We start from the raw sequence: 11,316 nt of genomic DNA on the forward strand, positions 1-11,316 counted from the left end.
ATTCTATTTTATTAAATGAGATAAAATAAACATTTCCATTGTCATGATTAAAAACACGAATGCCGTTTTCATAAAGAAAATAGGTAAATATTGGACTTTCGTATAAACGCGAATAAAGTAATAGGCTTAATGAGATGCTGGCAATAGCAACGCATAGCATTGAAAGGATTGAAGGTGTTGAGAAGATAGATGTAGTCATTGATAAGCTAATTACTACAAAGCTCAATCCTAATATAAATACTATTATGCCAATAGTTAATTTTGAGTTTTTATTTCTCAACTCATGGCGGCTAAGTATTTTTCCTTCGTCGATCATAATATACTCCATCCGGCCGCTAAGAGGATATTTCACTTGGTTATTATTGAATTACATTAATACTTTAGGCTCTTTATCAAGAGGGTAAATGAGCATTTTCCTAAAGTGATTTAATGAAGATTTATGGAATAGAAGGGTATGAGCCGTTGAGTCAGGATGGCATCTTGACTATAACTGCCCATGGAGAGGTGCTGATACATTTTAACAGCATAAATGAGATAACAAGCTAAGTGTGATGCCTTTCACGAGGCTGACTTACAGTGTAAGATGCGTGCATATTTATGTGGGTAGTTTTGGGTTTGAGTCCATCGCTGTGTCCACCAATAATTAATTAAAGACAACGACTAGAGAAAAATTCATATAAATGAAGCACATAAGAAACTTTTCTATTATTGCCCATATCGACCACGGTAAATCGACACTGTCGGACCGTATTATTCAGATTTGTGGCGGTTTATCTGAGCGAGAAATGGCCGCTCAAGTGCTGGATTCTATGGATCTGGAGCGCGAGCGTGGCATTACCATCAAGGCACAGAGTGTGACGCTTGATTACCACGCAAAAGATGGTCAAACCTATCAACTCAACTTTATCGATACTCCCGGTCACGTTGACTTCTCTTATGAAGTTTCCCGCTCGTTGGCGGCTTGTGAAGGGGCTTTATTGGTGGTTGATGCAGGGCAGGGCGTTGAAGCGCAAACGCTGGCAAACTGCTATACGGCGATGGAAATGAATCTGGAAGTTGTTCCTGTTCTGAACAAAATCGACTTGCCTGCGGCAGATCCAGAGCGCGTTGCTGAAGAGATTGAAGATATCGTCGGTATTGATGCGACTGATGCAGTGCGTTGCTCAGCAAAAACCGGTGTAGGTGTTCCTGATATTCTTGAGCGACTGGTGCGTGATATTCCGCCGCCTCAGGGCGATCCAGATGGCCCGTTGCAGGCACTGATTATTGACTCCTGGTTTGATAACTATCTGGGCGTAGTATCATTAATCCGTATCAAGAATGGTTCGTTGCGTAAAGGCGATAAAGTTAAGGTTATGAGTACCGGGCAGAGCTACAACGCTGAACGCTTGGGTATCTTTACACCAAAACGTGTTGATCGTGACGTACTGAATTGCGGCGAAGTAGGCTGGCTGGTCTGTGCGATAAAAGACATTTTGGGCGCGCCAGTCGGCGATACGCTGACATTGGCCCGTAACCCGGCTGAAAAATCATTACCTGGTTTTAAGAAAGTCAAACCACAGGTTTATGCGGGTCTGTTCCCGATTAGCTCCGATGACTATGAAGCTTTCCGCGATGCATTAGGCAAGCTGAGTCTTAATGACGCCTCTTTGTTCTATGAGCCAGAAAGTTCTACAGCACTGGGCTTTGGTTTCCGCTGCGGCTTCCTGGGCTTACTGCATATGGAAATCATTCAGGAACGTTTGGAGCGTGAGTACGATCTGGAACTGATCACTACAGCACCAACGGTGGTGTATGAAGTGATTACAACGGCTCAGGAAACGGTTTATGTCGATAGCCCTTCCAAGCTGCCAGCATTGAATAACATTGAGGAACTGCGCGAACCTATTGCTGAATGCCATATGCTGTTACCACAGGAATACTTGGGTAACGTCATTACATTGTGCATTGAAAAACGCGGTATGCAGACCAACATGGTTTACCACGGCAACCAAGTGGCGCTGACGTATGAAATTCCGATGGCTGAAGTGGTGCTCGATTTCTTTGACCGCTTGAAATCCACATCTCGTGGTTATGCATCATTAGATTACAATTTTAAACGTTTCCAGACTTCCGACATGGTGCGTGTTGATGTATTAATCAACAATGAGCGAGTTGATGCGCTGGCACTCATTACTCACCGTGATAATGCGCAGTACCGCGGCCGTGATCTGGTTGAGAAAATGAAGGAACTGATTCCACGTCAGCAATTTGATATTGCGATTCAGGCGGCTATCGGCAACCACATCATTGCTCGCTCGACTGTGAAACAATTGCGGAAAAACGTATTGGCGAAGTGTTATGGCGGCGATGTTAGTCGTAAGAAGAAACTTCTGCAGAAACAGAAAGATGGTAAAAAACGTATGAAGCAGGTCGGTAACGTTGAATTACCGCAAGAAGCTTTCCTGGCTATTCTGCATGTCGGAAAAGACAGTAAATAAGGAGTTTTGATGGCTAACATGTTTGCCTTGATTTTAGCGATAGCAACGTTGGTGACTGGAGTTATCTGGTGCTTCGAGCGGTTTAAATGGGGGCCAGCTCGTCAGGCGAAAATTGCGGCTGTTAACGCCCAAACTGCGGCTATCAAGGCGCAAACCGGAAGTGCGGTAGATAACAAGACACTCGCACCAGCTGCAAGACAGCCTGGCTGGATTGAGACTTGTGCTTCAGTCTTCCCGGTGTTAGCTCTGGTATTTATCGTGCGTTCGTTTATTTACGAGCCTTTCCAGATCCCATCTGGCTCGATGATGCCCACATTATTGATCGGTGATTTCATTCTGGTAGAGAAGTTTGCTTACGGAGTTAAAGATCCTATTACGCAAACTACGCTGATCCCGACCGGGCATCCGAAACGCGGTGATGTCGCCGTGTTTAAATATCCGCTAGACCCTCGTTTGGATTATATCAAGCGTGTGGTGGGTTTGCCGGGTGATCGGGTAAGTTATAATCCAATCAGTAAAGAAGTGACGGTTCAACCAGCTTGTAATACAGGGACTTCTTGTGACAGTGCATTACCAATTACTTACAGTGCATCAGAACCAAGCGATTTTGTACAAACATTCCGTTATAGCGGTAATGGTGAGGCCTCTGCTGGTTTCTTCCAAATTCCGTTAAATCAGGCAGTGCCCGATGGTGGAGTACGTCTACGTGAGCGGACCGAAACCCTCGGCCCGGTTGCTCATCAGATCCTCACAGTGCCTGGTCGCCAAGAGCAGGTTGGGGCTTATTATCAGCAGCCTAATCAGCCGCTAGGTGTGTGGGTTGTGCCAGAAGGTCATTACTTTATGATGGGTGATAACCGGGATAATAGTGCTGATAGCCGTTATTGGGGCTTTGTGCCAGAACGTAATCTGGTGGGTAAAGCCACGGCTATTTGGATGAGTTTTGAAAAACAAGAAGGTGAATGGCCAACGGGTGTGCGTTTAAGTCGTATTGGTGGAATTCATTAATCTATATTGAGTCATTGAAGTGACGGCGGGGGATAAATACGCTGTCACTTCAAGTCCGCAGGGCATTTAAACGCAGCATTATATTTCCACTCGTTGTAGAATAACCTTTCGAGCGATAACAGTTGGCTCTTTTATGGGGGCCACTGCAAACGAAACAGTTTTGTTTTGGTCATCTTGGCCAATCAGACCTGTTCCGTATGCTGTAGTTTTTGACGCATTCTTGATCTATTGGTAACTCATGAACCCCATCGTAATAAATAGGCTACAGCGGAAGCTGGGCTACACTTTTCAACAGCAGGAGCTCTTGCTGCAAGCACTGACTCATCGTAGCGCCAGTAGCAAACATAATGAACGTTTGGAGTTCTTGGGTGACTCTATATTAAGTTTCGTTATTGCCAATGAGCTGTATCACCGTTTTCCCCGTGTTGATGAAGGGGATATGAGCCGGATGCGAGCGACATTGGTCAGAGGCAATACACTAGCCGAAATGGCCCGTGAGTTTGACCTTGGTGAATGTTTGCGCCTTGGGCCGGGTGAATTGAAAAGTGGTGGTTTCCGCCGTGAATCAATTTTGGCAGATACGGTCGAAGCCTTAATCGGCGGTATATTCTTAGACAGCGATATTCATACGATTGGACGGCTGATTCTCGACTGGTATCGCAGTCGGTTAGACGAAATCAGCCCAGGTGATAAGCAGAAAGATCCCAAAACGCGCTTGCAAGAATACTTGCAGGGCCGTCATCTGCCATTACCCTCTTATCTGGTTGTGCAGGTTCGCGGTGAAGCACATGACCAGGAATTTACTATCCACTGCCAGGTGAGTGGCTTGAATGAGCCGGTAATAGGCACCGGCTCAAGTCGCCGTAAAGCTGAGCAGGCGGCAGCGGAAGCAGCGCTGATAAAGTTGGAGCTTGAATGAGCGAAGTAGAAAAAACGTATTGTGGTTTTATTGCAATTGTAGGTCGCCCGAATGTGGGTAAATCTACCTTGCTGAATGAATTGCTGGGGCAGAAAATCTCCATCACTTCACGTAAACCGCAAACCACACGCCACCGTATTATGGGGATCCATACTGAAGGGCCTTATCAGGCTATTTATGTTGATACCCCAGGGCTGCATATTGAAGAAAAACGGGCGATTAACCGTTTAATGAATCGCGCGGCAAGCAGCTCTCTCGGTGACGTGGAATTAGTGATTTTTGTGGTTGAAGGCACTAACTGGACTGCTGATGATGAAATGGTGGTGAATAAACTGCGCAGTTTGCAGTGTCCAGTATTATTAGCCATTAACAAAGTCGATAACGTTACAGACAAAACGAAACTGTTACCGCATATCCAGTTCTTAAGCCAGCAGATGAATTTCCTGGACGTTGTTCCTATCTCTGCTGAGAAAGGGATGAATGTGGACACCATCGCCAGTATTGTGCGCAAGCATATGCCGGAAGCGGTACATCACTTCCCGGAAGATTACATCACTGACCGTTCCCAGCGTTTTATGGCGTCAGAAATCATTCGTGAAAAGCTGATGCGCTTCTTGGGTGAGGAATTACCTTACTCGGTGACAGTTGAAATTGAACAGTTTGTACCCAATGAACGCGGTGGCTATAACATCCATGGGCTGATTTTGGTCGAGCGCGAAGGCCAGAAGAAAATGGTCATCGGTAATAAAGGTTCAAAAATCAAGACTATCGGTATCGAAGCCCGCCAGGACATGGAACAGATGTTCGAAGCCAAAGTGCATCTTGAGCTGTGGGTGAAAGTGAAATCAGGCTGGGCAGATGACGAACGTGCATTGCGCAGCTTAGGCTATACCGACGACCTGAAATAAGGCTCGCCGATGGAAGGTTGGCAACGCGCATTTGTCCTGCATGGGCGACCTTACAGTGAAACCAGTTTAATGCTGGATTTATTCACTGAGGGGGAGGGCCGCATGAGGGTGTTGGCAAAAGGTGCGCGGAGTCGCCGTTCCAATCTAAAAGGCTGCTTGCAGCCTTTTACGCCATTACTGGTTCGTTGGACTGGGCGTGGTGAAGTAAAAACATTGCGTAGTGCCGAGCCGGTTTCTCTGGCTCTCCCATTGACCGGCTCAATGTTGTACAGCGGCTTATATGTCAACGAGCTGCTCGCGCGCGTCCTCGAACACCAAACCAATTACTCCGCTCTATTCTTCGACTATCTGCATTGTTTACAATCATTGGCTGGTAGCGATGGCTCCCCTGAATATGCTTTGCGCCAGTTTGAATTGGCGATATTGGCTCATCTTGGTTATGGCGTTGATTTTCTTCATTGTGCGGGCAGTGGTCAGCCAGTTTCTGACTCCATGACTTACCGCTACCGCGAGGAAAAAGGATTTATTGCCAGTTTGGTGGTTGATCACTACAGCTTTACCGGCCGCCAATTATTGGCTCTGGCTAACCGTGAGTTTCCTGATGCTGATACGTTGCGTGCAGCCAAGCGTTTTACCCGCATCGCTCTGAAACCTTACTTGGGGGGTAAGCCCTTAAAAAGTCGCGAACTGTTCCGCCAATTTGTGATAAAACCGCCAGCAGAGCCATTGCCTTAGTATCTACAACCCACTGTTTATATTGTGGTTTACCAACTTTCCTTTACTGTGCCTATCCGCTGCCCACTGACTCGGTGTAAACTGCCAGACACTTACGCGTTTATTGGCAAGCATTCTTGCATGCCTATTAATCTATCAAAGATGCATCCATACCTGGAGGGCTGTCATGGCTGATTTGTTGCTGGGCGTTAATATTGATCACATTGCGACATTACGAAATGCACGTGGGACCATTTACCCCGATCCTGTTCAGGCAGCTTTTATTGCAGAACAAGCCGGTGCTGACGGTATTACCGTCCATTTACGCGAAGATCGCCGCCATATCACGGATCGGGACGTGCGTATTCTGCGCCAAACCATCCAAACCCGCATGAATCTGGAAATGGCTGTCACCGATGAAATGGTGGGTATTGCTTGTGAAATAAGCCCACACTTTTGCTGTTTGGTACCGGAAAAACGGCAGGAAGTCACTACTGAGGGTGGGCTGGATGTTGCAGGTCAAATTGATAAAATGACTGTCGCGGTGAGACGGCTTGCTGAGGCCGGTATTCTGGTTTCACTGTTTATCGATGCTGATATGCGCCAAATTGATGCCGCTGTGACTGTCGGGGCTCCTTACATTGAAATTCATACTGGCGCATATGCTGATGCTTCTTCAGATTTGGCCCGTCAGGCTGAATTAATGCGGATCGCCAAAGCGGCGACCTATGCTGCCAGCAAAGGGCTGAAAGTTAACGCGGGTCACGGCCTGACTTATCATAACGTCCAACCCATTGCCGCCTTACCAGAGATGCATGAGCTAAATATTGGTCATGCAATCATTGGTCAGGCCGTTATGTCGGGGCTTGCTGCTGCTGTTACCGATATGAAAGTATTGATGCGAGAAGCGCGTCGGTAATGGCTATTATTGGGTTAGGTACTGATATTGTTGAGATTTCTCGGATAGAAGCCGTGGTTGAACGCAGTGGTGATAAGCTGGCCCGGCGTATTCTCAGTCCATCGGAATGGCAACATTATCAGCAGCACCAACAGCCAATCCGTTTTTTGGCCAAACGTTTTGCCGTTAAAGAAGCTGCCGCTAAAGCATTCGGCACCGGTATCCGTAATGGTTTGGCATTTAACCAGTTCGAAGTCGTTAACGATGCATTGGGTAAACCAACGCTACGTTTGCATCAACGTGCGGCAGAATTAGCGGTTGAACTCGGGGTTAAATCTTTGCATGTGACCTTGGCAGATGAGCGGCGTTATGCTTGTGCAACTGTAATTATCGAAAGCTAAAACTCGTTATTGCCACCAAGACGCAGTGAACGGGAATGAAAGGGTGTGTATGAAAATACCGCCCTTTTTTGTTTTGATTCTATCCAATCGTAACTCCTCACTCTCATACTTTTCTCTTATTCCCAACCTGGGATTTGTGTCCTTTGTTCCTCCCCACCGGGTGAAAACTCACCGAGATAAATCTTAATTTTGCGATCTGCCCGACAAGTTGGTTAACCAATACTTCATTTGGTCGCCCAATTGGTGGTACTTGTAATACCAAATTGTTGGGCGTCACAGACAGTTTGTTCATGCGAATACAAAATTAAAACAGAAATAGCAGTATGACGGCGATTTTCGATCAACAAAAAATCACTAAATTTGGTCTGACCAATATAAGAATAGTGATACTAGAAAAAATTTGATGTTTCATAACTGGGGAAAATAAAAGATGGAATGGATTAATATCCTATGGGTGGTATTGGGCATTGGCTTAATGCTAGTGCTGAATATACGCTATCAGATTAATTCAATGATTGCATTGCTGTTAGCGGCTCTGTTAGTGGGCACTCTCGCTGGGATGGATCTGCTCAAACTTCTGCATACTATTAAAGCGGGGTTTGGTGGGACGCTCGGTGAACTGGCAATAATTGTCGTATTTGGTGCCGTGATCGGCAAGTTAATGGTCGACTCCGGCGCTGCTCATCAGATAGCCCAAACGCTCTTACGCCGATTTGGTCTTAAGTATGTCGAGTTTGCGGTCATCATCATTGGCCTGATTTTTGGTCTGGCGATGTTCTATGAAGTTGCCTTTATTATTTTAGCGCCATTGATCATTGCTATTGCCGTTGAAGCCAAGATCCCATTCCTCAAACTGGCGATCCCGGCAGTCGCTGCCGCGACCACGGCGCATTCCCTTTTCCCACCACAGCCAGGACCCGTTGCGCTGGTTAGCGCCTATGGTGCTGATATGGGAATGGTTTATATCTATGGGGTTTTGGTTGCCATTCCTTCTGTTATTTGTGCGGGTCTGATTTTGCCGAAGTTTCTCGGTAATTTGGAGCGGCCAATTCCAACTTTCCTGAAAGCAGAAAATCCGCTTGATGAAAACAACTTGCCGTCGTTCAGCACCTCGATTCTGGTGCCGCTAATCCCTGCTTTCATTATGATTTTTACCACCGTTGCCAATATCTGGCTGGTGAAAGGGACGACGTCGTACACCATTCTTAACTTCTTGGGTTCATCACCCATTGCCATGTTTATCGCCATGCTGGTTGCCTTTGTACTGTTTGGCACCGGGCGCGGTCATAAAATGGAATGGGTCATGCACTCATTTGAAGGGGCGGTGAAAGGCATAGCGATGGTCATCTTGATCATCGGTGCGGGCGGGGCGCTAAAGCAGGTCATCATTGATACTGGCATTGGCGATACCATTGGTATGTTGATGTCAGCTGGTGGGGTGTCGCCTTACATCATGGCCTGGCTGATTACTGTGCTTATCCGCCTGTCAACTGGGCAGGGCGTGGTGTCGGCAATGACTGCCGCAGGTATTATTGGTGCCGCAGTTATGGACCCAGTAACACATACTATTACCTCAGTCGATCCGGCACTGTTGGTACTGGCAACGGCAGCAGGTTCTAATACCTTTACTCATATTAATGATGCTTCATTTTGGCTGTTCAAAGGGTATTTTGATCTGTCGATTAAAGACACGCTGAAAACCTGGGGCTTGCTGGAGTTAACTAACTCAGTGGTGGGCCTCGCAATGGTATTGCTGATTAGCCTGTTTGTTTAGTACGGATTTGAGTTGATTATATTATCAGTGCTTCAGTGGAGGCACTGATAATTCAGCCATAAAAATCAGAGACGATCGGCGTGATGCAATTGGACAAACTTGTCCCACAGCTGTTCATTAGTTTCTACCCAAGCTGGATCGATAGAAATCGTATTATCGATAGGGCAGACCAACTGACAAGTTGGGGTTTCGTAATGGCCTACGCATTCTGTACAGCGCATCGGGTCAATTTGATAAATTTCTGCACCCATGGAAATTGCCTCGTTAGGGCATTCCGGCTCGCACATGTCGCAATTGATGCATTTACGAGTAATCAACAGGGCCATGGTCTCTCTTACCTTAGGTCGGGTGTTCTTAACAGCGGAGGATTATACCCCTCTGATGTCCTTAGACCAGTTTTTTCACCAGCGCCGCACTGTACTTAATATGCTCCTGAGCACTTTCAAGGTCTTGCTGGATCATTGCCATAAATAGCAGGTCAGTCAGCGCGTATTGGGCGGTGCTCGACGAAATAGCTGCGCTGCGAATGGCTGGCTCTTCCGAAATAGTATACAAACAATGGTCAGCCCGCTGCTGCAAGCTATTTGGAGTAAAACTGGTCAGCGCCAGCACTTTAGCACCGCAACGTTGTGCTTCTTCTGCCGCCAGATTCAGCTCACGACGCTCTCCGCTAAAGGAGATAGCCAGCAGTAAATCTCGGGTATCCAAGGTCTGTACCGCAGCCAGTTGTGCATGCATATCTGTTTCAGATACCGCCATAACGCCTATTTTTAATAGTTTATGTGCAAAATCTTTTGCCACTAAGCCAGATGCCCCCAGGCCGGTCAAAATAATCCTGCGTGCCGCCCGTAGCATCGCCAGTGCTTCTGCTAAGCGCTGCTCGCTATTGATATCCAGAGTCGCTCGTAGCGCGGCAACTTTTTCGGCCAATAACTTTTCACCCACGGTTTTTAAACTGTCGGTACTCAAAATTTGGTTGTGGAGAGTGACGGCCTGCTCAGGAGTGGCCACAATCTCACTCAATGCTTGTTTCAGTGCTGGGAAACCTTTATAGCCCAATTTTTGGGCAAATTTGACCACCGCAGATTGGCTAACACCAGTTTGTTGTGCCAGCTTTTGTGAACTGAGGTGGCGAGCCTGCTCGGGATGAGTCAGCAGAAAATCGGCTAACTTACGATCATTTTGTGCCAGCGTTGGATAGAGCTGACGAATGCGAAGAAGACTACTCATAAATCAGTTCCTGAATATGGGAGGCTATTCTGCCAAGTTGGTTAATAATACCCATAAATAATAAAATCAAAGGCCAAGTGCTGGAGCATAACATCTTTTTTTTGTAAGAGTCCGGTGAATAGGTCAAGAAATCATCCACTTTTACTCAGATTCAATGACGCTAAATCACTACGAATAGACCGTCCAATAAGGAAATTTAATTTACAGTTAGCCGTTGTGGGGCTGGTTGAATATTAAATTCTCTTTATAGATTAGTAATAAACGGGTTTAATCAATTGCAACTCAACAGCAAGGCTTATAGCATGCTTGGCATTTGTTACTCCTAGTTTTCTAACCGCTCTCCCCATATGGTGTTTTACTGTGGTGGGTTGTATTCCTAAAATAAGAGCTATTTCTTGATAGGATTTACCCACACTTGCCCAATAAATAATCTCATTTTCACGCTTTGAAAAAATTTCGTTTTTATTCATTTTATAAAAATCATTAGTGCTATTAACATCGTTATAAAGTGAGGTCAGTTCTTCATGAGTATTCATTAATAGCAACTGGATATTACCTTTTTCCTGATCGAACTCTTTTTCCACATCGACATCTTTGCCTATCATCAGAGAAAGAACGACTAAGTTTGAGTTTTGATCGTGTAGGACAAAGGTATATCCATTAATAAAATCATGCTGCTTAGCCAAATCAAATAATTTGGGTGACTTTAATATAATATTTTCGTTCCATGAGAATGGCATAACACAGCGTGCTGCCGTGAGAAGAACGGGATCTATAAACTGAAAATTATTCTTCGTGTAAAATTCGAACCATCTTTTCCTATTTGAAATAACCGTGAAATCAGACGGGTTTCTCTTGTTCATTATTGCATATGCATATTTGATATTGTTGTATTTTTCGAGTTTTCGTTCAAGTTGTTTCTTTATGCTAGAATTAATTAATTGGTTTTTGAAAAATAATTTATTCAAGGTCCATCTCCTTAAT

11 protein-coding genes and 1 pseudogene are annotated in these 11,316 nt (G+C 45.6%); 8 read left to right on the forward strand and 4 right to left on the reverse strand.

Features of this window, described 5'->3' with window-relative positions; translation table 11 throughout:
• Positions 1–316 (reverse strand): annotated as a pseudogene (locus FTA91_RS17475) (hypothetical protein); the annotation flags it as partial.
• Between the two features lie 364 nt (positions 317–680).
• Between FTA91_RS17475 and lepA the strand changes: the two are divergent.
• The 8 genes from lepA to gntP all read left to right on the forward strand — a co-directional run bounded on the left by lepA (position 681) and on the right by gntP (position 9,102).
• Entirely contained in the window at positions 681–2,480 is a 1,800-nt protein-coding gene (lepA, locus tag FTA91_RS17480) for a translation elongation factor 4 (protein WP_050115783.1), read from the forward strand.
• A gap of 9 nt (positions 2,481–2,489) precedes the next feature.
• A complete protein-coding gene (lepB, locus tag FTA91_RS17485) occupies positions 2,490–3,488 on the forward strand; it encodes a signal peptidase I (RefSeq protein ID WP_049561048.1) in 999 nt (332 codons plus the stop codon).
• A gap of 238 nt (positions 3,489–3,726) precedes the next feature.
• Positions 3,727–4,407: a ribonuclease III gene (rnc, locus tag FTA91_RS17490; RefSeq protein WP_038635542.1), complete on the forward strand. Its 681-nt coding sequence runs from the start codon at positions 3,727–3,729 to the stop codon at positions 4,405–4,407.
• Positions 4,404–5,315: a GTPase Era gene (gene era, locus FTA91_RS17495; RefSeq protein ID WP_032819824.1), complete on the forward strand. Its 912-nt coding sequence runs from the start codon at positions 4,404–4,406 to the stop codon at positions 5,313–5,315. Before rnc ends, era begins: the two co-directional genes overlap by 4 nt.
• Before the next feature lie 9 nt (positions 5,316–5,324).
• Positions 5,325–6,050 carry a DNA repair protein RecO gene (gene recO / locus FTA91_RS17500; RefSeq protein WP_050115784.1) on the forward strand — a complete coding sequence of 242 codons (726 nt, stop codon included), beginning with the start codon at positions 5,325–5,327 and terminating at the stop codon, positions 6,048–6,050.
• A gap of 166 nt (positions 6,051–6,216) precedes the next feature.
• Positions 6,217–6,948, forward strand: coding sequence for a pyridoxine 5'-phosphate synthase (pdxJ, locus tag FTA91_RS17505; RefSeq protein ID WP_038635537.1), 732 nt, complete (start codon positions 6,217–6,219; stop codon positions 6,946–6,948).
• Positions 6,948–7,328: a holo-ACP synthase gene (gene acpS / locus FTA91_RS17510; protein ID WP_050115785.1), complete on the forward strand. Its 381-nt coding sequence runs from the start codon at positions 6,948–6,950 to the stop codon at positions 7,326–7,328. Before pdxJ ends, acpS begins: the two co-directional genes overlap by 1 nt.
• A gap of 430 nt (positions 7,329–7,758) precedes the next feature.
• The gene (gene gntP / locus FTA91_RS17515; protein ID WP_050115786.1) at positions 7,759–9,102 is read left to right on the forward strand and encodes a gluconate permease GntP; all 1,344 of its coding nucleotides are present in this window, start codon (positions 7,759–7,761) and stop codon (positions 9,100–9,102) included.
• A gap of 65 nt (positions 9,103–9,167) precedes the next feature.
• Here the strand turns inward: gntP and FTA91_RS17520 are convergent, their stop codons facing one another.
• The 3 genes from FTA91_RS17520 to FTA91_RS17530 form a co-directional block, all read right to left on the reverse strand.
• A complete protein-coding gene (locus tag FTA91_RS17520; RefSeq protein WP_025379234.1) occupies positions 9,168–9,428 on the reverse strand; it encodes a YfhL family 4Fe-4S dicluster ferredoxin in 261 nt (86 codons plus the stop codon).
• 61 nt (positions 9,429–9,489) lie between these two features.
• Positions 9,490–10,332, reverse strand: a complete 843-nt coding sequence (locus FTA91_RS17525; RefSeq protein WP_050115787.1) for a MurR/RpiR family transcriptional regulator — start codon at positions 10,330–10,332, stop codon at positions 9,490–9,492.
• A gap of 251 nt (positions 10,333–10,583) precedes the next feature.
• Positions 10,584–11,300 (reverse strand): helix-turn-helix transcriptional regulator, encoded by a 717-nt coding sequence (locus FTA91_RS17530; RefSeq protein ID WP_050115788.1) that lies wholly within the window; start codon positions 11,298–11,300, stop codon positions 10,584–10,586.
• Positions 11,301–11,316: the final 16 nt, after the last annotated feature.

Source organism: Yersinia thracica (genome assembly GCF_902170565.1).
Lineage (GTDB): Bacteria > Pseudomonadota > Gammaproteobacteria > Enterobacterales > Enterobacteriaceae > Yersinia > Yersinia thracica.